This is a genomic window from Bacillus sp. VT 712, from assembly GCF_001614195.1.
GTDB classification, from domain to species: domain Bacteria; phylum Bacillota; class Bacilli; order Bacillales; family Bacillaceae_H; genus Priestia; species Priestia flexa.
This window is the reverse complement of the sequence record NZ_LWBK01000024.1, coordinates 23391-46552: the sequence shown is the minus strand read 5'-3', so window position 1 is coordinate 46552 and position 23162 is coordinate 23391. Positions and strand designations below refer to the sequence as shown.

Here is a 23162-nt window from a genome sequence, read left to right as displayed (position 1 = left end):
TTTAAAATAAATTATGTAAAAATTAAAAAAATATTGAGGTTTTATAGAATGTGTGTATAATAGAAATTAAGAAAGCGCTTAACTTAATTGCAAATTAAGCAATGCGTACTAGAATCAACAGTATGGATGGGAGGATTTAAAACAATGAGTAATGTTTTAACGGTTGGGGTAATAGGAGCAGGAAGAATTGGAAAGCTTCATGTTGACAATCTAAAGTTAATTCCACAAATTAAAATTAAAGCGGTTTCAGACGTGGTGGTAGATCATCTGCATGACTGGGCTACAACAAACGAAATTGATGTGTTAACAACAAACTATAGCGACCTCTTAAATGATGGTGAAATTGATGCAGTGTTTATTTGTTCACCAACCAATACGCACGCAGCTATTATTAAAGAAGCTGCTCAAGCTAAAAAACATATTTTTTGTGAAAAGCCGGTCAGCTTCTCTGTTGAAGAAACACATGATGCGTTAAAAGCGGTAGAAGCAGCTGGAGTGAAGCTTCAAGTAGGGTTTAATCGCCGCTTTGATCCAAACTTTAAAAAGGTACGAGAACTTGTACAAACGAACGAAATTGGTCAGCCTCACGTCTTAAAGATAACGTCTCGTGATCCACAGCCTCCAAGCATCGATTATGTGAGAGCATCTGGCGGCTTATTTATGGATATGATGATTCATGATTTTGATATGGCTCGCTACATAATGGATAGCGAAGTCGTTGAGGTTTCAGCTCAGGGAACGGTACTAGTGGATCCGGCAATCGGAGAAGCAGGAGACATTGACACGGCGATTGTAACGCTAAAGTTTGAAAACGGAGCGCTTGGTGTCATTGATAACAGCCGACAAGCGGTATACGGCTATGATCAACGCCTCGAAGTTTTTGGAAATAAAGGTGTAGCGACAGCTGATAACTGCATTCCAACAACGGTTCAGGTATCAACAAGTGAACATGTGGTAAAAGAAAAACCATTATACTTCTTCTTAGAGCGCTATACGCAAGCTTATGTTGAAGAAGTAAAAGAATTCGCGACAGCGTGCTTAACAGACCAACCTGTAACTTGCAGCGGAAATGATGGGTTTCAAGCAGAACGAATTGCGAAAGCAGCAAAAGAATCACTGTTATCAGGAAGACCTGTACGTCTAGAAGAATCATACGTAACTAATGGATGAATTACGTTTTATCATGCAAAATGAGTAAGTGCTTAACTCGATTGATAAAAAGCAGGAGGATAGATAATGAACAAACTACAATTTAAGCAAGACCGTCCCCTTGATTTTATTGCCCTAGGACGATTGTGTATCGATTTAAATGCCAATGAAACGCAGCGTCCGATGGAAGAAACAAAGACGTTTACGAAATACGTTGGAGGCTCTCCAGCGAACATTGCAATTGGTGTATCTCGCCTTGGTTTGAACACAGGATTCATCGGTAAAGTTTCCGATGATCAAATGGGGCGTTTTATTACATCTTATCTCACAGAAACCAATATCGATACGGATCATGTTGCAATTGATCGCACAGGTGCGGTAACAGGATTAGCTTTTACAGAAATTAAAAGCCCGACGGATTGTAGCATATTGATGTATCGTGACAATGTTGCAGATTTAAAGCTTGATGTCCACAACGTATCAGAAGGCTATATCAAGCAATCAAAAGCACTTTTAATTTCTGGTACAGCACTCGCACAAAGTCCATCTCGTGAAGCTGTTTTTTTAGCGTTAGAATATGCACGAAAACATGAAGTAGTAGTGTTTTTTGATATCGATTATCGTCCGTATACGTGGGCTTCAGAAGAAGAAACGTCAACTTACTATAATTTGGCCGCAGAGAAATGCGATGTGATTATCGGTACGCGTGAAGAATTTGACATGATGGAAAAGCTATTAAACTTAGAAGCTTCTAGTGATGAGGTAACGGCAAATAGATGGTTTTCTTATAATGCCAAAATCGTGATTATCAAGCACGGTGGTGAAGGATCAATCGCCTATACGAAAGATGGCAACTCCTATCGCGGCGGCATTTTTAAAACAAAGGTACTGAAAACTTTTGGTGCTGGCGATTCATATGCATCAGCTTTTATTTACGGCGTGATGACCGGGATGAGTGTAAAAGAAGCCATGAGGTTTGGAAGTGCATCAGCCTCGATTGTTATCTCACGTCATAGCTGTTCTGATGCGATGCCAACCGTTGCCGAAATTAAAGAGTTTATGAGCTCAGCAGAAGAAATTTTACAGGAAACTTATTAATAACAAAGGGGAGATTTCACGATGACACAAACAGCCGTCAAAGACGTTAAAAATTATATTGGTGGACAATGGGTAGAAGCTTCTACTTCGAAAACGGAGCCTGTTTACAATCCTGCAACAGGCGAAGTGATTGCTAATGTTCCATTATCGACAAAAGAAGATGTAGATCACGCAGTAGAAACCGCAAATGAAGCGTTTCAAACTTGGTCACAAGTAGCTGTTCCAAAGCGTGCGCGCATTTTGTTTAAGTACCAGCAGCTTCTTGTTGATCATTGGGATGAGCTAGCAAAGCTTGTAACGCTTGAAAACGGTAAGTCTTATAACGAAGCATACGGTGAAGTTCAGCGTGGAATTGAGTGCGTTGAGTTCGCTGCAGGTGCACCGACGCTTATGATGGGCAAACAGCTGCCTGATATCGCAACGGGAATTGAATCGGGGATGTACCGCTATCCAATCGGCGTCATTGGTGGAATTACGCCGTTTAACTTCCCGATGATGGTGCCATGCTGGATGTTCCCATTAGCCATCGCTTGTGGAAATACGTTTGTGTTGAAGCCATCTGAGCGTACACCGCTGTTAGCAGCGCGCTTAGTAGAGTTATTTGAAGAAGCTGGTTTGCCAAAAGGTGTGCTAAATATCGTAAACGGTGCTCATGATGTCGTAAATGGACTATTGGAACATAAGCACGTGAAAGCAATTTCGTTTGTTGGTTCACAGCCAGTAGCGGAATACGTGTATAAAAAAGGAACGGAAAATCTAAAAAGAGTTCAGGCTTTAGCCGGTGCAAAAAATCACTCAATCGTGTTAAACGATGCTGATTTAGACGTAGCGACAAAGCAAATTGTAGGGGCTGCATTTGGCTCTGCTGGTGAGCGCTGTATGGCTGCATCTGTTGTTACGGTGCAAGAAGACGTAGCGGATGAACTTATCACTCGATTGGTAGAAGAAGCAAATCGTATTGTGATTGGAAATGGTCTTGAAGAAAATGTTTTCTTAGGTCCAGTTATTCGTGAAGGGCATAAAGAACGCACGCTTGGCTATATTGAATCAGGCGTTGAGCAAGGTGCTAAGCTTGTTCGTGATGGCCGTAGTGATGCTGAGGTTCAAGGGAACGGATATTTCGTTGGCCCCACCATTTTTGATAACGTTACGCAAGAAATGAAAATTTGGCAAGATGAAATCTTTGCTCCGGTGCTATCTATTATTCGAGTTAATGACCTTGGCGAAGCCATTGATATTGCGAATGCCTCACGCTTTGCAAACGGTGCGTGCATCTATACAGACAGCGGTTCAAGCGTTCGTGAGTTTCGTGAAAAAATTGAATCGGGTATGTTAGGGGTAAACGTAGGTGTTCCAGCTCCAATGGCATTCTTCCCATTTTCAGGATGGAAGGACTCATTCTATGGTGATTTGCATGCGAATGGAACAGACGGTGTAGAGTTCTATACAAGAAAGAAAATGGTAACGGCTCGCTGGTAAGTTGTAAACAAAAAAGGAGAGGGAAGTAGTAGGAGCAGCTTGTTCTGAAGACTTCCCTTTTTTATGAAAGGGGAAAAAGAAATGACAACGGAAAGAATGACAACGGCACAAGCGCTTGTAAAGTTTTTAAATCACCAGTACGTAGAAGTTGATGGAAACGAAACAAAGTTTATCAAAGGAATCTTTACAATCTTCGGCCATGGTAACGTGGTGGGGCTTGGGCAAGCTCTTGAACAAGATGCAGGAGAATTGGAGGTCTATCAAGGAAGAAACGAACAAGGTATGGCAAATGCTGCGATGGCATTTGCAAAACAAAAGCACAGAAAACAAATCATGGCGTGCACTTCTTCAGTAGGACCTGGTTCTGCCAATATGGTAACAACAGCCGCTACTGCTTCAGCTAATAACATTCCTATTTTATTGCTTCCAGGTGATGTGTTTGCTACTCGTCAGCCTGATCCTGTTCTTCAACAAATTGAACAAACTCATGACTTATCCATTTCAACAAACGATGCCTTTCGAGCGGTGAGTAAGTATTGGGACCGAGTTAATCGACCGGAACAGCTCATGACGGCAATGATCAATGCTATGCGCGTATTGACCAATCCTGCTGATACGGGAGCGGTGACAATTTCGCTGCCGCAAGATGTACAAGGAGAAGCCTTTGATTTTCCTAGCTACTTCTTTAAAAAGCGCGTGCATCGAATGGAAAGACGTTTGCCTACGCGAGAGAGTGTGAGAGATGCCGTTCGGCTTATTCAAAGCAAGAAAAAGCCTATTATTATTTGCGGCGGCGGTGTTCGCTATTCGGAAGCAGCAGCTGAATTAAAAGCTTTTTCAGAAGCATTCCATATTCCTTTTGGTGAAACACAAGCTGGTAAAAGTGCTGTTGAAAGCGATTTCTTTTATAACCTAGGCGGAGTAGGTGTAACCGGTAATCTCGCTGCGAACTCAATTGCTCGTGAAGCAGACCTAGTCATTGGAATTGGGACGAGGTTCACCGATTTTACGACGGGGTCAAAAGAATTGTTTCAGCACCCAGCCGTTGAGTTTTTAACCTTAAATATTTCTGAATTTCATGCCAATAAATTGGATGCCGTAAAGGTGGTGGCTGATGCAAAAGAAGCGCTTCGAACGCTAACAGCTGAATTGACACAGAGCGGATATCAATCAGGTTACGGAACGGAGATTGCTGAGGCTAAACGGAAGTGGCAAGCAGAGCTTGAACGCTTGCATCACGTGCGTTACGAAGAGGGAGCATTTGTACCAGAAGTAAGCGGACAGCTTGATGATGTACTTTCTGAGTATAAAGAAGCGCTCGGAACATCATTAACGCAAACAAGCGTCATTGGTCAAGTGAACCATCTACTTGATGAAGATGCGATTATCGTAGGCGCAGCAGGAAGCTTGCCGGGTGATCTTCAGCGGATGTGGACGTCTCGCACGCCCAATACGTATCACATGGAGTACGGCTATTCATGCATGGGTTATGAAATCGCCGGAGCATTTGGCGCTAAGTTAGCTGAGCCAGATAAAGAAGTATACGCGATGGTTGGAGACGGAAGCTATCAAATGCTTCATTCAGAGCTAGTGACAAGCTTGCAGGAGAAAAAGAAAATTAACGTTTTATTGTTTGACAATTCAGGGTTTGGCTGTATTAATAACTTGCAGATGGGCAACGGAATGGGTAGCTTTGGTACGGAGTTTCGCTACAGAAACGAACAGTCTAACAAGTTAGATGGTGAGATTCTCCGAATTAACTTTGCACAAAGCGCAGCTGGATACGGAGTGAAAACGTACGAAGCACAGACTTTAGAAGAGCTTAGATTTGCGCTTGAAGATGCGAAGAAACAAGATGTGTCTACGCTCATTGATATTAAGGTGCTGCCGAAGACCATGACAAGTGGATACGACTCATGGTGGCATGTTGGGGTTGCTGAAGTATCTGAAAATGGAAAAACGCAAGAAGCGTTTGAAGAGAAAAAAGCGCATCTAACAAAAGCAAGATTGTATTAATACGATTGAATAAGAGCTTGAAGGGGAGAAGGAGCTATGTTTAAAGAAGGTGTAATTAAGCTTGGCATCGCGCCAATTGCATGGACGAACGATGATATGCCGGAGCTTGGTGGAGAAAATACGTTTGAACAGTGTATTAGCGAGATGGCGCTTGCTGGTTTTAAAGGAAGCGAAGTTGGCAATAAGTATCCACGTGATGTGAAGGTTTTAAAAAAAGCGCTGTCTCATCGCAGATTAGAGATTGCAAGCGCTTGGTTTAGCACATATTTAACGACAAAGCCACTGGAGGAAACGGTGAGTGCTTTTATTAATCACCGCGACTTTTTACACGCGATGGGTGCAAGCGTGATTGTTGTGTCAGAGCAAGGACGCAGCATTCAAGGGCTTATGGATACTCCGCTTTTTGATGAAAAGCCGCAGTTTACAGAAGATGAGTGGCAGCGACTTGCTCTAGGCCTAAATCACTTAGGGATGCTTGCCAAAGAAAAGGATATGCATATCGTGTATCACCATCATATGGGAACGGGTGTTCAAACGACGTCTGAGATTGATCGACTGATGGAGATGACCGATCCAGAGTTGGTTCACCTTTTGTTTGATACGGGACATCTAGTGTTTTCAGGTGAAAATCCTTTGTATATTTTAAAGAAGTATTTACCGCGCATTAAGCATGTGCATTTGAAAGATGTGCGACGGGACGTAGTCGAAGCTGTGAAAGCGAAGAAATGGAGCTTTTTACAAGCGGTTCGGCAAGGAGTATTTACCGTGCCAGGAGACGGTAGCATCAACTTTGAACCAATCTTTGAACAGCTTGCTGATTCTGATTATACCGGATGGTTTGTAGTCGAAGCCGAACAGGACCCTGCTGTTGCTAATCCGTTTGAATACGCGCTAAAAGCACGTCAATTTATTAGAGAAAAAAGTGGACTATAAAGTAGGTAACGTAAGGAGCTGAAAGAAATGTTTGAAAAGCTTGGACAATTAAAAGAAGGGTACAATGAATTAACGAATATGGCAAGCAAGCACGAAGATATGATGCTTGATATTGGGATTTATAGTTTAAGAGAGGGTGCGGAGCAAGTATTGCGAGATTCCGAAAAAGAAACGGCAGTACTTTTATTAGAAGGAAAAGTTCGCATCGAGTGGGATGGCAACGTCCAGGAGATAGAGCGTGAAAGCGTGTTTGAAGAAGATCCATGGTGTCTTCACGTTGCTAGCAACAATGAAGTAAAGATTACGTCGCTTGGAAAAAGCGAAGTCCTTGTTCAAAAAACAGACAATGATCGCAATTTTCCTTCTAAACTTTATATGCCTTCGGATTGCCAAAGTGAAGTAGCAGGAGAAGGTGTATGGGACGGAACAGCTCAGCGCGTGATCCGAACTATTTTTGATTACGAGAACGCCCCTTATTCGAACATGGTCATTGGTGAAGTGATTTCCTATCCAGGCAGATGGTCCAGCTATCCTCCGCATCATCACGACCAGCCTGAAGTATATTACTATCGCTTTAATAAGCCTCAAGGATTTGGCTGTGCAATGGTTGGAGAAGATGCTCATCGCGTTGTGCACAACAGCTTTATCACCATCCCGGGAGAGCTAGATCATCCTCAAGCGACGGCTCCAGGGTATGCTATGTACTTTTGCTGGATGATTCGTCACCTTGATGATAATCCGTGGAATGCGCGCATTATGGAAAGAGATCACGAATGGTTACTTGAGCCAGGAGCAAAAATTTGGCCAGAGAAAGAGTAGTGAAAAGCGCCTAACAAAAGTTGGGCGTTTTTTCACAGTTTAGGAGGAAAGAAAAGGGGAATATCTACACTAACAACTATTTTAATCACAAAGGGAGAGTGGATAAGATGAAGCAGGCAACGACTCATGAAACACAAGCGGTCCAAGGACAAGATCCTTCTCAAAAGGGAAATAAGCTTTTAACAGGCATTGCGGTAGGAGCAGCGGTTGGAGGGGTGGTAGCGCTTGTTGATAAACGCACGCGAACAAAGGTCATAAACAGTGCACAGTGTGCTAAGAATTCGACAACAGGTTTTGTCACGCGCCTACGAGAGAACCCATCTGAAGTAAAAGATGATTGGCAACATCGTATTAAAGTAGCTTCAGGTGTTATTAAAGAAGTAACGTCAGACCTTAAAAGTTTATATGAGAAAGTGAACAATGAACTAAATGGCCCCGTACAGTCAATTAAAGAAGAGTCTTCTCAACTAGTAGAGTCTGCGCAAGGTGTACAAGAAGACCTGCAAGACATTGGTGATAAAGTAAAGCAAGCTGGTGAAGAAGTTGCAACTAAGGCAAATCCTGAACTTAAAAAATATCCAGCTCCTCAGCCGGAAACCGTACCGAGTCAACCAACTCGATACCAATAAACCAAAAAGAGGTTGGGACATAAGTATTTCAGTTAATGATCTATCCGAACTATTAAGAGTTAACGACTCTTTTATAGTTCGGATTTTTTGTTGATTTGAAATCAATTTTAGAGACCTAGTGTCTGCAGCGTAATGGAACGAACTTGTTATTGTAGAAAAGTCATGCTTCGTCTTTGAAAAGGAATCATTTAGCTGTGTCTTAGCTTCTTCTTTATAGAACACTACGAAATACGAAAATTTTGAAAATAATAATATATACCCATAACAAAACAGCCGATAGGTATATAAGATTACATATTATTCTTATAGTTATATATTTACAGTTTTTTTACATTTTTTATCCTCTTTTTAGCCTATAATGTCGAGTTGTAAGACGATCTAAATAGAGGAGTATGTAGGATTTTAGCGGTATGTAATGCTTTATTACAAAAGCAAAACCTATTGACCGACAAGAAACTTCAGATTAAAATAAATTTTGCTAATAGTGTGATAATTTAGAAGGGGGTATTATCTTTGGTTACATGGAAAAAAGTACTAGGAACCTCGTTGCTAGCAACAACCGTTGCAATCGGTGGAGGACTTCCTCTGTTTAATGCGACGAGTGCATCAGCGAAAACAGCTGATCAGCTTGAAAGTCCACCGCTGGATATGAATATTGTTCCAGAAGAACGATTAGGGAAAGCTTTGCAGCAGCAAGGGGTCATTTCAAAAAAGGCAACATCTCAAGAGGTAAAGAAGGCTGTTAATGCATACATAGAGAAGAAAGACAGCCATAAAGAAAGTGTGAAAGGGCAAAAGCCAAATAAAATTGATGTAAAAGCAAAACAAGCCCGTGCTAAAAATGAAAAGAAAGTAAAGGAAGCAAAGAACGTTAACATGAACGCTGTAACAAAAGGAAGCGGAAATGGCGTGAAAGTTAAGCCAGCTAAAGAAGCAAAATACAATGGAAATGTTCGTACAGATAAAGTGCTTGTACTGTTAGTTGAATATGCAGACTTTAAACATAATAACGTGGTTCAAGAGCCTGGTTATATGTATGCTGATGATTTTAATCGGAAGCATTATGAAAAGTTAATGTTTGGAGATAAAGAATTCAAGCTGTTTAACGGTAAAAAAGTTAAAACATTTAAACAATATTACGAAGAGCAATCAGGTGGAAGCTATACAATGGATGGTACGGTTTCTGAATGGTTAACCGTTAAAGGTAACGCGGCAGATTACGGTGCTGATAATCCAAACGGTGGAAATGACAATCGCGGACCCAAAGGCCCTCGTGACCTTGTAAAAGAAGCACTTCAAGAAGCTGTTAAAAGCGGTATTGATTTAAAAGAATTTGATCAATTTGATCAATATGATTTAGATGGTGACGGCAACTTAAACGAGCCGGACGGATTAGTGGATCACTTAATGATTATCCACGCTGGTACAGGTCAAGAAGCAGGTGGAGGTAAGTTAGGCGATGATGCAATTTGGTCACACCGCTGGACATTAGGACAGCCTTATAAAGTACCTGGTTCTGATGTGTCCGCATATGATTACACAATTCAGCCGGAAGACGGAGCTGTTGGGGTTTTCGCTCATGAATACGGTCATGACTTAGGTCTTCCAGATGAGTATGATACGCAATATACAGGTCAAGGTGAGCCGGTTGGTGTTTGGTCTATTATGAGTGGCGGAAGCTGGGCTGGAGAAATTGCTGGAACAGAGCCAACAAGCTTTTCACCACAAAACAAAGAGTTCTTCCAAAAGGTAATGGGAGGAAACTGGGCAAACATTAAAGAAATGGATTTAAAAGATATTAAAAAGACGGGCGCTGTAAGCATCATTGACCAAAGCGTAACGAAATCTAAAAACCCAGGCATTGTGAAGATTAACCTTCCTCAAAAAGCCGTGCAAGGGATGAAAACAGACTTCGGTAAGAAGTTTTATTACAGTCAAAAAGGTGACGACCTGCGCACAGCAATGACGACAAAAGAGGTAGATTTAACAAGTGCAACAAAAGCTTCATTTAACTTTAAAGCAAACTATGAAGTGGAAGCAGAATATGATTACCTATATGTAAATGCTATTCTCCCAGATGGCTCTAAAGTTCTTTTAGATACAATTGGTGATAAAGCAAATAATGCTGATAACTCTGCTGAAACAACAAATGGAAAATGGGTAGATGTAAGCTATGATTTAAGTCAGTTTAAAGGTAAGAAAATCAAGCTTCAGTTTGAATACGTAACGGACGGCGGATTAGCACTTGAAGGGTTTGGGCTGGATAACGCATCGCTTGTAGTGGATGGTAACGTTGTATTTACAGATGATGCTGAAGGTCAACCAACGTTTACGCTAGATGGATTTGAGCAAACGGACGGCTTAATGTACAAGGATAACTACTACTACGTTGAGTGGAGAAACTACGCTGGAAGTGACAAGGCGCTCCAATTTGCACGCGGAGCGAAGTACAATACGGGAATGCTGTTATGGTACGCTGACGATAGCTACTTAGATAACTGGGTTGGAGAGCACCCTGGTGAAGGTTTCTTAGGCGTTGTTGATTCACATCCGAAAAAAGTTCTATACTTTAACGGAAACGGAATTAGCACAACGGCAAACTCAACTCGTTATCAAATCGCAGACGCTGCGTTCTCATTTGATTCAACGCTTCCATGGACATATACGCATTCAACATGGGGAACAATTTCTTCCAAAGAAGCAAAAGGGGTGACAAGCTTTAACGACCGTCGTTCTTATATCGATGATCGCATTAAAGATGCCGGCCGCATTCTTCCAAAATACGGTTTGAAAATCGATGTGATTGGCGAAGCAAATGATAATTCAGCTGGAGCAGTTTGGATTCATAAATAAGAAGGCAGAAAGCGGTAAGTGAAAAACTTACCGCTTTTTTCTATGGGAAATATTGAAATAAGGAACACAATATGTATATAATGTATATAAAGTATATATACATTATTTAAAAGAGGTATGAATATGCATATTGTGATTTCAAATCAATCAAAAGAGCCTATATATGAACAGATTTACCATCAAATTCAAAAGCAGGTATTAGCGGATGAATTAAAACCAGGAGCTTCGTTACCTTCGATGCGTCAGCTTGCTAAGGATTTAGGTATTAGCGTCATTACAACCAAACGAGCTTATGAAGAGCTTGAAAAAGACGGGTTTATCTTTTCAATTGTAGGGAAAGGTTCATTCATTTCAGAACAAAATCACGAGATGATTCGTGAGCGAAAGCGAAGAGTCATCGAAGAACAATTAGTAGCAGCCATTCAAAACAGCAAAGAAATTGGAGTTAGCTTGCAGGAGCTCCAGGAGCTTTTAATCATTTTGTATGAGGAGGAAAGGTAATGGGTAGCGTGATTGAACTGAACAATGTGACCAAGTCGTTTAGCGGATTTCAACTAAAGGATGTATCTCTGTCAGTAAAAAAAGGTTTTGTGACGGGATTAATCGGTGGAAACGGAGTAGGGAAATCAACGGTTATTAAAATAATTATGAATCTTTTACAGCCTGATAGCGGGAGCGTCTCTGTATTTGGCTTAAACTACACTCAGCACGAGAAAGAGATCAAGCAACGGATTGGATTTGTATGTGATGAAAATATGTACTACGAAAACATTACGCTACGAGACCTTCAGCGTATTATTAAGCCGATGTACAGAAACTGGGACGATACGTTGTTTACACAGTATGTTGAACGATTTGAACTCCCTTTACGTAAAAAAATCAAAACGTTTTCAAAAGGGATGCTGATGAAGGCTTCGTTAACGATGGCATTGTCTCATCACGCGGATTTAATTGTGATGGATGAGCCAACATCTGGCTTAGATCCCATTTTTCGAAGAGAGCTATTAGAGATTCTACAGGAGCTCATGCTCAATCATGAGAAAACGATCTTCTTCTCGACGCATATCACCACAGACTTAGATAAAATCGCAGACTACATTACCTTTATCCATAACGGACAGCATATGTTTACAAAAGAGCACCATCAAATCTTTGAAGAATATGCCCTCGTAAAAGGGACAGTTGATTTACTAGATCGTGACACGAAAAAAGAATTTCTAGCCATTCAAACATCTAATCATGGGTTTGAAGCGCTGACCAATAAAAAGGACCGAGTACACGATATCTTTGGTGCAGAGGTGCTCATTGAAAAGCCGACGCTTGAGGACATTATGTTCTATACAAAAAAGGGGGAGCGTGAACATGCTACAGCTTATTCGTAAAGACTTTTTATTGCAAAGAAATGTATTTTTCATTCTACTACCGATTTTGTTTATATACTTGCTGCTTGATACGTCGACTACTTGGATAGGTATTATCTTTAGCATCGCACTCATCATGAATGCTTTTTCAGAAGATGAGAAATCGGCTGTGCACCTTTTACTAAATTCACTTCCATATACACGCAAAGAGCTTGTAACCGCTAAATACCTCGGTGCGCTCCTGTTTGCAGTCATTACGCTTTTTGTTATCGCTGCTTCAAACTGGATTATTCACAGCGAAGGGATGCAGTGGGCGCAATTAGTGTTTAGTATCAGCGTTGTTTTAACTTTTGTTTCCATTGCCTTTCCGGTTTCGTATATTTTTCACAGTAAGTATTTAGGAATAGCTTTTATTGGGCTGTTCGTTATCTATATGATCATTGCTAATACCTTTGTGCATAACCTGCAGGAGCGGGTAATTAACACGGCACGCACAATCATGTCTTTAGAGGTCTCAAACCTTTATATGCTTGTTTTTTTACCTGCTTTACTTCTCTATCTTTTATCGTGGCTAACGTCAATTTTTATCTATAAACAAAAAACACGTTAAACGGTTATTCTTTTCCAGAGCTCAATGAAAATATTATCCTTAAGAAAATAATGACAGTTTTGTAAGGATAGGCTTGCAAAATCAAACTGAACCTTTACAATTAAAGATAAGACTGATAGAGCGAGGAGAAAAGAGAACCAGATGCATGACTCATTTTTTAATCCCATCGCATCTACTACACAAGATGCGATGGGTGTTCATACTTTTAATACAGCACTCATAGAAGCCAGTTCACACGCTATTTTTTTGCTCGATGAAAAAGGTGATTTGCTTTTTTATAACAAGCAGGCTTCGGCTTTTGTATGTACTGAAGTACAAGATCAATTCTCTTTTTTTCAACTTGTAGAGTACGGGTTAGATCATCAAAAGTATTTTACAGAAGCGCTGAAAGGTGAAGTCGTTCAGTTTACTACCATTCTAAAAACAAAATTTGGAAAGAGTACTAGAGTGATGCTGAGCTATGTTCCTATTCTTATTGAGGGACAGCTACAGGCAGTGTATGCCATCTGTAAAAAGAAGTCGGAAGAACAGCTGAATGTAATGACGCTTCAAACCCAATTGAATATGGAGCAAAAGCTAGCGAATATTGGAAGTTGGTATTATGACGTATTGGAAAATGAATCGTACTGGTCCCGACAGATGTACGTCATTTTTGGTATGGAAGAAACATCAGATTTTATTCCTTCATACGATGAAGTGCTGACGTTTGTGCACCCTGGTGATCGGCAGCGAGTGAATCAAACTATAAAGCGTGCCATTGAAAAGGGAGATAGCTACAGTATTAAATATCGTTTAGTTCAGCCCAGCGGTCATTCACGCATCGTATTTGAACAAGCAGATCCTGTTATAGATGAGAAAAATCAAGTTGTGCAGCTTCTTGGCGTCGTATTTGATGTAACTGAAATACATCAAATAAAAAAGCAGCTTAAGCAAGTTGAGCGTCAGTTTTCCATGGTTTATAACAGCTTAGATGTTGGGATATGGTCAGCGGATGTTCGCACAAACAAAGTGACGTTTTGTTCCGACGGAGTGGCAAATATCTATGAGGAAGCGGCAATGAAATTTATTCAAAGTCGCTCATTGTGGAAAGAGTGTGTTCATCCAGATGACCTTGAAAAAGTAGAGGCAGAACAAGTAAAGCTGATGGGCGGTGAGCCAATTTGTCACTATTATCGCATCGTGACAAAGAAAGGAATTACTAAATGGCTAAAAGATCAAGTGATTCCAGTTTTAGATGATTCAGGAAACGTCATTCGTCTCGACGGAATTGTAGAAGACGTTACGGAGCAAAAGCGCTATACGGATGAAATTGAATATCTAGCAAATTACGATTATCTAACGAAGTTGCCAAACCGCCGTAAGTTTGAACGAGATTTAACTAATGCAATTGCACGCGTTAAAAAGAATCATTCGTTCATTGCTGTTTTTTATCTCGGCCTTGACCGCTTTAAATATTTAAACGATACTTTAGGTCATGATATCGGTGATCTCATGCTGCAAAAGTTAGCGCATCGTCTGGAGAAAACGGTACAAGATAAAGGGTCTTTATCACGAGTTGGTGGCGATGAATTTGCGATATTTTTTGAGTCATTAGACCGTTTAGAAGAATGTACGCAAATTGCCAAATCGCTTTTTGAACAAGTAGAAAGAGAAGTTGAAATTGATGAATTTCATCTTCACACAACCACCAGCATGGGGATTACAATTTATCCGCATGACGGAAAAGACGCAAAAACGCTGTTGAAAAATGCAAGTCTTGCTTTATATCGAGCAAAAGAGCTTGGAAAAAATGACTGGCAGCTTTATTCACCTCATATGGATAGCCGAACGTACAAAAGTTTTCATTTAGAAAAAGGGCTGCGAAATGCCATTGAACAAAATGAGTTTTTTCTTCATTATCAGCCGAAGATCAATACGCAAACGAGAGAGCTTGATAGCTTTGAAGCGTTAATTCGCTGGGATCATCCTGAATGGGGATTTGTATCACCAGGAGAATTTATTCCTCTAGCAGAAGAGTCTAATTTAATTGTGAAAATTGGAGATTGGGTACTAGAGAGAGTATGTCAACAGCTGCAAGAGTGGAAGCTGTTAGGATTAACGGTCGTTCCTGTGTCGGTTAATTTATCGTCAAAACGCTTATTAAAACCTAACTTTGTTGAATTTGTCATGGAGCTTTTAGAACGCTATGACATCGATCCATCGCTTATTGAACTTGAGATTACGGAAAACTCCATCATTCATCATGAAGAGCAAGTAAAAAAGATGATGACCGTTTTAAAAAAGCAGGGCGTGACGTTCGCTTTAGATGATTTTGGAACAGGGTTTAGTTCGCTGTCTCACTTGCAAAAGCTTGATTTTGACGTGTTGAAAATCGATAAAACGTTTATTCAGTCCGTTGTTGAAAACGAAAAACATCAAACCATTACAAAGAGCCTTCTTTACTTAGCACGGGGGCTGAATATGAAGGTGATTGCTGAAGGTGTGGAAACGCGTGCGCAGCTTTCGTTCTTAGAGGAGAATGACTGTCCGTTTATTCAAGGCTATATTTTTAGCAAGCCCGTGTGTATTGAGCAGGCTATTATCTATTTAAAGGCGAAATATTTGGAACCTGTTGTATAAATAAAAACACTTGGATCATCCAAGTGTTTTTTTGTTAGCTTTCTGAAAAGCCAGTTGCGATAACGGTTACCATTACTTTATCTTGAAGATCTTCATTAATAACAGAACCGAAAATCATGTTCAATTCTTGGTCAGAAGCAGACGTTACGATATCTGCAGCTTCCTGTACTTCAAATAAACTGAGGTTAGAGCCGCTTGTAATATTCATTAGAATTCCTTGTGCACCGTCAATTGAACGATCTAACAGTGGACTAGAAATTGCTTTTTTCGCCGCCTCAGCAGCGCGTTCAGGACCGCTTGCAATCCCAATTCCCATCAGCGCGTAGCCTTGGTCTGACATAATGGTTTTTACATCAGCAAAATCAAGGTTAATGAAGCCTGGGATAGAAATCAAGTCGGAAATCCCTTGAATCCCTTGACGCAGTACGTTATCAGCTTCGCGGAAAGCATCCAGCATTGTCGTGCGCTTATCACCAATTTCTAATAAGCGGTCATTTGGAATGACAATTAGCGTATCAACTGCGTTCATCATTTCGTCAACACCGCCTGTTGCTTGACGAGTACGTTTTGTTCCTTCAAAACGAAACGGCTTTGTTACGACACCAATTGTTAGCGCACCGAGCTCACGAGCCATCTCCGCAACAACAGGTGCAGCACCTGTCCCTGTTCCGCCGCCCATCCCTGCTGTTACAAACACCATGTCCGCACCTTGAAGGGCGTCTTGAATTTCTTCTTTGCTCTCTTCAGCAGCAGCGCGTCCGACTTCGGGGTTTGCACCCGCACCCAGTCCACGCGTTAAGGCAGCACCAATTTGCATGCGTTTTTCTGCTTTTGATAGATTAAGAGCCTGAGCGTCGGTGTTTACAGCCATAAATTCAACGCCTTGCACGCCGTGTTCAATCATGCGGTTAACGGTATTGTTTCCACCGCCTCCCACACCAACTACTTTAATTTTCACTAGTGGAGATCCTGTATCAAAATCAATCATATGTTCAGCCTACTTTCTCTCATTCGATTGTTCAAAAAAGGTAAGTGATTGTTTAAATAATCATCATCTTTATCGCCGTTGACATAATGATGTTAAATTCACTGTTTTATCGCCATTGTACCATTAATTAAGGTTATCTGTCTGTATTTGACGAAAAACGTTATCAAATCGCAAAAAAGATGACCAAAGAACTCGATTTTGGTCATCTTTTGAACATATCAACGTACTGTTTTGCTTGAAGTAAGCCCCACCCTGTATCTTGTCGAACGGCTTTTATAACTTCTACATTTGTATACCCTTTTTCAAGCATGGCTGAGACTTTTATTGCGAGCGCTTCTTGTTGGTTTTCCGTAAGCGGTGTTGTTTTAATCTGCTTTTCAAGCGCCCGTATTTTTGAATGTAGTGTAAAAATGTAGACGACTAGGGCAGCGATTATGATAAACGATGCTATATTCAATGTTTCTTCACAATCCTTTCTAGTTTTTACCTATTACTAGTATACAAGAAGAGCAAGCACGAAAAAACCTTCAGGTAGTCTATACCTGAAGGTTTACGGTGCCTTATTTCAGCTTGAGGACTGTTTATGTAGTTTCGTTCTGAAGTAAAAAATGCTGTATTTCTTCAATGGTGAGACCGAGATCTTTTGCGTGCTGCATGAGTGAAATCCATTCTTGTACATCTTCTTCTGCTTTTACTGTTATTTGATTTGTCATTACTTTAATATCCCCCTCGACTCATCCCAGGGAGCTCAGCCATCATAGTGCCGTTGCACCTTAGATCTGTAGCTTTGCGTCGCTTTCTTTCGAAAGATTTGCCTTTTTCTGAAGAGAATTACTTTTAGTAGTATTAAAAGTATATGCTAAACAAAATGAAAAAGATGTCGAAAAGTGTTGTTTATCTTTAAAAAATTGAAAAAATTCTCTGATTTATATGAATATATCCCTATTAAATGTGAAGTAATTGGGTTTTATGGAGGATAAATAGGCTAGATGAACGAAAATATATAGTCTACGAGAAACGCGCTGCTATATAATAATGTAGCGTACGCTAACCTTAATGAAAATGGAGTCGTGGCTCATGCATAGTGAACTACTCAAATATGTAGTGATTGTTGGAAGTTCGGGTGTCCTTAGTTTAGCTTTAAGTTTATACGGTGCGTTTAAAATTCGAGACAGTCCTCGGGTTAAGCACTATGTCATATTAACCTTTCTGTCCTCTGTTTTTGCTTTTGGATACATGTTTGAAATGATGAGTACATCGATTGAAGAAGTTAAGTTTTAGCTAAGCGTAGAGTATCTTCCTCTCCCATTTATCCCAGCATTCATCGTACTAATGTGCTTTAACTACGTTGGGAAAAAGATTTATCCAGCTTTTTATTATCTTCTATTTACTGTTCCAATTATTACGATTTTCACCCACAATACAAATGATTGGCACGATATGTACTATAAAAAAATAGGGTTTCGAAGCGATACGCCGTTTCCCGTGGCTGATTTAGTAGCAGGCCCGTTTCATTACCTCCATTCATTTTATTTGTTTGTCTGCATTATGCTGAGTATCATTGTGCTATTGATGGAGCTTCGGAAATCAGTTTTTCAATTTCAAATGCAGATTCTATTAATGGTATTTGGTTTATTAACGCCGATTATTGCTAGCTACTTTTACTTAAATAAGCTCAGCCCATATGGAATTGATTTAGGCCCTGTTTCCATTGGGTTAACCTGCTTGTTTCACGGGCTGTCCATCTTCATGTTCCGGTCGTTTAATGTGGTGCCCATCGCTCGTGATACGGTCTTTGAAACGATGCAAGAAGGCGTCATTGTGCTAAATCAAAAGGGCATAGTGGTAGACTTTAATAACGCCGTTCGTCAAGTTATTCCCATGCTGCATCACAGAATGGTTGGTGAACATACCCTATCCATTGTGAAAGAAAATAAAGCACTAGTAGCTATTATTCAAGAAAGGAAAGAATGTGATTATCGTCACGAAGCTGGAGTCATTCAGCATTTTCACGTTCGATTTTCTGAAGTATACAACACGAGTCAAGTATACGTAGGCCAAATGATTACGTTCAGTGATGTAACAGAACGAGTCAATATGCAGGAAGATCTTCGCAAGCTTGCAAGCATCGATGGTTTAACAGGAGTGTATAATCGAACGTTCTTTGTTCGACAAGCAGAAGAAATGTTCATATCGCTCATGAAACGCAGCGTGTACGTTAGATGAATTTGTGCGCAAGGCAGATCAAGCGCTATACACTGCAAAACGAAACGGTCGAAATCGTGTGGAGGTTTGATTCTAATTATAAAAGGTTGTTTTAGGTGAATTTTTAAGGTAAAATAGACTTTAAATACGAACAATTACACACAAAAAAAAATTATTTTTCGTATATCCTTAATGATATGGTTTAAGGGCAATACATAGAAACCACAAATTTCTTACTGCGAAAAATATGCTTCTTTAGCATATTTTTCGCAGTTTTTAGTGTACCTAGGGGGATGAAAAAGCGATGAAAAAGAAAGTATATTTTAACCATGATGCAGGAATTGATGATTTAGTATCTTTATTTTTACTGCTCCAAATGGATGATGTGGAGCTAACGGGTGTATCGGTTATCCCAGCGGACGGCTATCTCGAGCCTGGTATTAGCGCAAGTAGAAAAATCATCGATCGCTTCAGCAACCAGAGAGTTGAAGTCGCGCGTTCGACGTCAAGAGGAATGTATCCATTTCCAAAAGAATGGCGCATGCATACGTTTTTTGTTGACGCGCTTCCGATTTTAAATGAGTCAGGTCAAATGAAAGCGCCGGTCAGCAATCAGCCTGCTCATCGTCATTTAATTGAAAAAGTGCGCGCAGAACAAGAAAAAACAACGCTCCTATTTACAGGCCCACTGACAGACCTTTCCAGAGCGCTTGATGAAGCACCTGATATTGAAGAGAAAATTGAAAAGTTAGTGTGGATGGGCGGAACATTCCAAGAAGTAGGAAACGTTCAAGAGCCTGAGCACGACGGAACGGCGGAGTGGAATGCATTTTGGGATCCTGAAGCCGTAGCTCGCGTGTGGAAAAGCGGATTAACGATTGAAATGGTGGCTCTTGAAAGTACCAGTCAAGTACCATTAACGATTTCAGTTCGCAACTATTGGGCATCCCTTCGCCGCTATACGGGAGTGGATTTCGTGGGTCAGTGCTACGCTGCGTGCCCACCACTTGAACATTTTGAAACCAATTCCACGTACTATTTGTGGGATGTGTTAACAACCGCTTCCGTTGGTAAGCCAGATCTTGTGAAGATGAAAACAGTTTGCAGCGAGGTAGAAACGAAAGTTCCAAGCCAAGGAAGAACGTATGAAACAGTAGGGGGAAGACGGGTTCATGTCGTGTATGACGTTGATTCAGAAGCGTTTTTCCACTACATAACAGAGCTGTCTAAAAAGCAATAAATACATGCAAGATTGAGAAGTCCAAGCCGTCTGGTTTGGGCTTTTTCTTATATGCACAAGCCTATCAACCTAAAAGATGTTCGTGTAAAAGCAAAAGTTTACTTTGGATTTTTTAGGAGCATTTTTTTTATCGGTACATATGATGAGAGTATCAACAAGAGGAGGTGAGACAATATGTACGGTTACGGAAACTGCGGTTACGGTTGTGGTGGTTACGGCGGCGGAAGCGGCTTCGCTTTAATCATCGTCCTTTTCATTCTATTAGTTATTATCGGTTGCGCTTGTTGGGGATACAAAGGCGATTGCTAATAGCAAGTAAATGATTAGTACTTCAACAGTTAAGAGTATGCTCCTCTTCATTCTCCTATTGTAAAGGCCTTAAAGAAGCTAGCGCACCGCTAGCTTTTTTCCTGTTTGAATAAGCTGTTTTTTTTCTTTTTTAATCGTACACCGCAGCTGCATAATAACGTATGTTTTAATTGTTTGATTTCAGTCATACATACAGGGCACTGTTTGGCCATTGTTTTTTCATCCTTTCTAAAGCTGAAAATGACTGCCCACGCCAATTTGACGTGGGCAGTAGAGAAATAGATTAATTGAGAAATGAAAATAATAGTTGAGAATAGATAATCTGAATTTTCCTATTTACTTTTTTAAGTTAAAAGCTCTAATGCCTTTCATGAACTACCAGTCGCTTACGCTTTTAGGTTAGGGACTTCAAGCCCTAAGCCCTTTGCCACGCCCAAGCCGTATTCTGGGTCAGCTTTGTAGAAGTGAGCGATTTGACGAAGCTTAATTTCGTCTTTTTCAACGGGCTTCATCGCTTCTACGATGTTGTTTACTAAGCGTTCACGCTCTTCTGTTGACATTAAACGGTACAAGTCACCAGCTTGCGTGTAGTGGTCATTATGGTCATACGGTGCATTTTCTGCTACGCCGCTAACAGGGAAAGCTGTTTGCTTATGCTCAGGCGTTTCAGTTGGACCACCATAGCTGTTTGGCTCGTAGTAAACTGATCCACCACCGTTGCCATCAAAGCGCATTTGTCCATCACGCTGATAGTGGTGAACGTCTGATTTTGGACGGTTGATTGGCAGGTGATTATGGTTTACACCTACGCGGTAACGATGTGCATCTGCATAAGCAAATAGACGCCCTTGAAGCATTTTATCTGGAGATGCCTCGATACCAGGAACGAATGCGCCAGGTGAGAACGTTGCTTGTTCAACTTCTGCAAAATAATTTTCTGGGTTGCGATTCAACACCATGCGACCAACTTCAATTAATGGATAGTCTTTTTGAGACCATACTTTTGTTACGTCGAACGGATCGAAGCGGTATGTATCCGCATCTTCAACAGGCATGATTTGTACATATAGCTTCCAAGCAGGGAAGTCGCCTTTTTCAATCGCATTAAATAAATCTTCTGTATGATAATCTGGATTTTCACCAGCCAATTTTGCCGCAAGATCTGTTGGCAAGTTTTTCACACCTTGCTCTGTCTTGAAGTGATATTTCACCCAAACAGCTTCTCCTTCTTTATTTACCCATTTAAATGTATGGCTACCGAACCCATGCATGTGACGGAATGTTGCAGGGATTCCGCGGTCGGACATAAGGATTGTTACTTGATGAAGAGACTCAGGTGATAAAGACCAGAAGTCCCAAACTGCATTAGGATTTTTTAAATGCGTTTGTGGGTCTCTTTTTTGGGTATGAATAAAATCAGGGAACTTAATTGCGTCACGGATGAAAAATACCGGCGTGTTGTTACCAACTAAGTCGTAGTTTCCTTCTTCGGTATAAAACTTTACTGCAAAGCCGCGTGGGTCACGAACCGTGTCAGCTGAGCCACTTTCGCCAGCTACTGTTGAGAAGCGAATGAACATGGGTGTACGTTTTCCAACTTCAGATAAGAAGTCTGCTTTTGTATAAGCTGAAACGTCGTTTGTTACTTCGAAATAACCGTGTGCACCAGCACCTTTGGCATGAACAACACGCTCTGGTACGCGTTCGCGATTAAAGTGAGCTAGTTTTTCTAATAGATGAACGTCTTGAATTAACGTAGGGCCACGGTATCCCGCTGTCATCGAGTTTTGGTTATCACCAACAGGAGCACCCCAGCTAGTCGTCAATTTTTTGTTATTTTCAGTCATAAGATCACCTCGTAAAGTTTTAGTTGATAGTTTGATAATACCATATATCAGATAAAAATCAATATTTTTTTATAATAATTATAAATAACTGAAATTTTGCAGTGTGTTTCCTATTTTCATGGGTATGGGCAAAGAGGGAAAAACATTAACAAAAAAAACGCCCTATCAAAAGATAGAGCATTTTTTTATTAGCCACGGATTTGGCTAGCGATTTGGTTGTCTGTGTCTTCAAGAACGTTCGCAGAGTCGTCAAGTTGCTTAGCGATTTTGTTAAGCAGGTTTGACATTTCAACGAATGATGGTTTTAATTCTTCGTATTGAGCGATGAATGCTTGGCTAGAAGAACCTTCCCACATATCTTGTAATTGGTTTCTCATAGTGTCAAGGCGACCTACTAGATCTTGTACTTGACCACTTTCGTTATTGTAGCGAGCTGCCATTTCACGAAGTTCAGCAGGCGTTACGCGAATGATTCCTGACATGGAAAAACATCTCCTTTAATATGTATTTTCATTTACTATTTTAAAAAAAAATTCCAGTAACAGTCAAAAGAAATTTGAAAAAATTAGCAAAAACGAATCAATAGTTCTAGATAATAGAAGTTTTTATGCTTATAAAGAACGATTAAACCTGGGTGTTTTGGTCTTTATTCCCACCGGTAAAGTAGGTCTAATGATTCTTAGATTGGAAGAAGTGTGTGCAGGAAGTAAGGGAGAACGCACGCAACGGGTCATGATTTTCACTTCGGCTTGCTCGCTTTCCGCAGGGCTCGGCCTGAGCTTCCTCGTAAACTGCGGGATCTCAGAACACTCGCTAGTCCTGCAGGAGTCTCGCATCCTCCGTTTCAATCATGAACTATCTGGAATAGAAGGGAAAACAATTACTTCTATGTATTGTTTGAGTGTGGAAGAGGGGAGAACGCACGCAACGGGTCATGATTTTCACTCCGGCTTGCTCGCTTTCCGCAGGGCTCGGCCTGAGCTTCCTCGTAAACTGCGGGATCTCAG

The 23162-nt window shown here is 40.7% G+C and carries 21 protein-coding genes, 1 pseudogene and 2 riboswitches; of the genes and pseudogenes, 17 read left to right on the top strand and 5 right to left on the bottom strand.

Annotated features, from left to right (window positions below):
* Positions 1–144: 144 nt before the first annotated feature.
* The 12 genes from iolG to A2U94_RS12560 all read left to right on the top strand — a co-directional run bounded on the left by iolG (position 145) and on the right by A2U94_RS12560 (position 15566).
* Positions 145–1170 (top strand): inositol 2-dehydrogenase, encoded by a 1026-nt coding sequence (gene iolG / locus A2U94_RS12615; RefSeq protein WP_025909255.1) that lies wholly within the window; start codon positions 145–147, stop codon positions 1168–1170.
* Positions 1171–1236: 66 nt separating this feature from the next.
* Positions 1237–2247: a 5-dehydro-2-deoxygluconokinase gene (gene iolC, locus A2U94_RS12610; RefSeq protein WP_025909254.1), complete on the top strand. Its 1011-nt coding sequence runs from the start codon at positions 1237–1239 to the stop codon at positions 2245–2247.
* Between the two features lie 21 nt (positions 2248–2268).
* Positions 2269–3726 (top strand): CoA-acylating methylmalonate-semialdehyde dehydrogenase, encoded by a 1458-nt coding sequence (locus A2U94_RS12605; protein WP_025909253.1) that lies wholly within the window; start codon positions 2269–2271, stop codon positions 3724–3726.
* Between the two features lie 81 nt (positions 3727–3807).
* Entirely contained in the window at positions 3808–5742 is a 1935-nt protein-coding gene (gene iolD / locus A2U94_RS12600) for a 3D-(3,5/4)-trihydroxycyclohexane-1,2-dione acylhydrolase (decyclizing) (RefSeq protein WP_025909252.1), read from the top strand.
* A gap of 36 nt (positions 5743–5778) precedes the next feature.
* Positions 5779–6675 (top strand): myo-inosose-2 dehydratase, encoded by an 897-nt coding sequence (gene iolE / locus A2U94_RS12595; protein ID WP_025909251.1) that lies wholly within the window; start codon positions 5779–5781, stop codon positions 6673–6675.
* Between the two features lie 27 nt (positions 6676–6702).
* Entirely contained in the window at positions 6703–7494 is a 792-nt protein-coding gene (locus A2U94_RS12590; protein WP_025909250.1) for a 5-deoxy-glucuronate isomerase, read from the top strand.
* Positions 7495–7601: 107 nt separating this feature from the next.
* Positions 7602–8123, top strand: a complete 522-nt coding sequence (locus A2U94_RS12585) for a hypothetical protein (RefSeq protein ID WP_025909249.1) — start codon at positions 7602–7604, stop codon at positions 8121–8123.
* A gap of 513 nt (positions 8124–8636) precedes the next feature.
* Positions 8637–10976: an immune inhibitor A domain-containing protein gene (locus A2U94_RS12580; RefSeq protein WP_025909248.1), complete on the top strand. Its 2340-nt coding sequence runs from the start codon at positions 8637–8639 to the stop codon at positions 10974–10976.
* 123 nt (positions 10977–11099) lie between these two features.
* The gene (locus tag A2U94_RS12575; RefSeq protein ID WP_025909247.1) at positions 11100–11477 is read left to right on the top strand and encodes a GntR family transcriptional regulator; all 378 of its coding nucleotides are present in this window, start codon (positions 11100–11102) and stop codon (positions 11475–11477) included.
* Positions 11477–12358 (top strand): ABC transporter ATP-binding protein, encoded by an 882-nt coding sequence (locus tag A2U94_RS12570; protein WP_025909246.1) that lies wholly within the window; start codon positions 11477–11479, stop codon positions 12356–12358. The genes A2U94_RS12575 and A2U94_RS12570 overlap by 1 nt, the downstream gene beginning before the upstream one ends.
* Entirely contained in the window at positions 12339–12947 is a 609-nt protein-coding gene (locus A2U94_RS12565; RefSeq protein ID WP_025909245.1) for an ABC-2 transporter permease, read from the top strand. Before A2U94_RS12570 ends, A2U94_RS12565 begins: the two co-directional genes overlap by 20 nt.
* 141 nt (positions 12948–13088) lie before the next feature.
* Positions 13089–15566, top strand: a complete 2478-nt coding sequence (locus tag A2U94_RS12560; protein ID WP_025909244.1) for a GGDEF domain-containing phosphodiesterase — start codon at positions 13089–13091, stop codon at positions 15564–15566.
* Positions 15567–15600: 34 nt separating this feature from the next.
* On the opposite strand, the gene ftsZ is transcribed toward A2U94_RS12560, so the two are convergent.
* From ftsZ to A2U94_RS20710, 3 genes are all read right to left on the bottom strand, one after another.
* Positions 15601–16554 carry a cell division protein FtsZ gene (gene ftsZ / locus A2U94_RS12555; protein WP_025909243.1) on the bottom strand — a complete coding sequence of 318 codons (954 nt, stop codon included), beginning with the start codon at positions 16552–16554 and terminating at the stop codon, positions 15601–15603.
* Between the two features lie 202 nt (positions 16555–16756).
* Positions 16757–17011 (bottom strand): hypothetical protein, encoded by a 255-nt coding sequence (locus tag A2U94_RS12550; RefSeq protein ID WP_025909242.1) that lies wholly within the window; start codon positions 17009–17011, stop codon positions 16757–16759.
* 124 nt (positions 17012–17135) lie between these two features.
* The gene (locus A2U94_RS20710) at positions 17136–17267 is read right to left on the bottom strand and encodes an anti-repressor SinI family protein (protein WP_081801837.1); all 132 of its coding nucleotides are present in this window, start codon (positions 17265–17267) and stop codon (positions 17136–17138) included.
* A gap of 26 nt (positions 17268–17293) precedes the next feature.
* Positions 17294–17380, bottom strand: a riboswitch (cyclic di-GMP riboswitch).
* 251 nt (positions 17381–17631) lie between these two features.
* Here A2U94_RS20710 and A2U94_RS12545 point away from each other — a divergent pair.
* The 5 genes and pseudogenes from A2U94_RS12545 (at position 17632) to A2U94_RS20705 (ending at position 20308) form a co-directional block, all read left to right on the top strand.
* Positions 17632–17835, top strand: coding sequence for a hypothetical protein (locus A2U94_RS12545; protein WP_025909241.1), 204 nt, complete (start codon positions 17632–17634; stop codon positions 17833–17835).
* A 15-nt stretch (positions 17836–17850) separates the two neighbouring features.
* A pseudogene (locus tag A2U94_RS22130) lies at positions 17851–18318 on the top strand (histidine kinase N-terminal 7TM domain-containing protein); the annotation flags it as partial.
* A complete protein-coding gene (locus tag A2U94_RS22125) occupies positions 18304–18780 on the top strand; it encodes a PAS domain S-box protein (protein WP_268746977.1) in 477 nt (158 codons plus the stop codon). The pseudogene A2U94_RS22130 and the gene A2U94_RS22125, both read left to right, overlap by 15 nt.
* Positions 18781–18918: 138 nt before the next feature.
* Positions 18919–19018, top strand: a riboswitch (purine riboswitch).
* Between the two features lie 45 nt (positions 19019–19063).
* The gene (locus tag A2U94_RS12535; protein WP_025909239.1) at positions 19064–19999 is read left to right on the top strand and encodes a nucleoside hydrolase; all 936 of its coding nucleotides are present in this window, start codon (positions 19064–19066) and stop codon (positions 19997–19999) included.
* A gap of 174 nt (positions 20000–20173) precedes the next feature.
* The gene (locus tag A2U94_RS20705; RefSeq protein WP_076512530.1) at positions 20174–20308 is read left to right on the top strand and encodes a YjcZ family sporulation protein; all 135 of its coding nucleotides are present in this window, start codon (positions 20174–20176) and stop codon (positions 20306–20308) included.
* A gap of 386 nt (positions 20309–20694) precedes the next feature.
* Here A2U94_RS20705 and katA read toward each other — a convergent pair whose 3' ends face one another.
* Together katA and A2U94_RS12525 are read right to left on the bottom strand one after the other, a co-directional pair.
* On the bottom strand, positions 20695–22155 hold the full coding sequence (gene katA / locus A2U94_RS12530; RefSeq protein WP_025909238.1) for a catalase KatA: 1461 nt from the start codon (positions 22153–22155) through the stop codon (positions 20695–20697).
* Between the two features lie 188 nt (positions 22156–22343).
* Complete coding sequence (locus A2U94_RS12525; RefSeq protein WP_025909237.1) at positions 22344–22637, bottom strand: WXG100 family type VII secretion target; 294 nt, start codon at positions 22635–22637, stop codon at positions 22344–22346.
* Between the last annotated feature and the right edge of the window lie 525 nt (positions 22638–23162).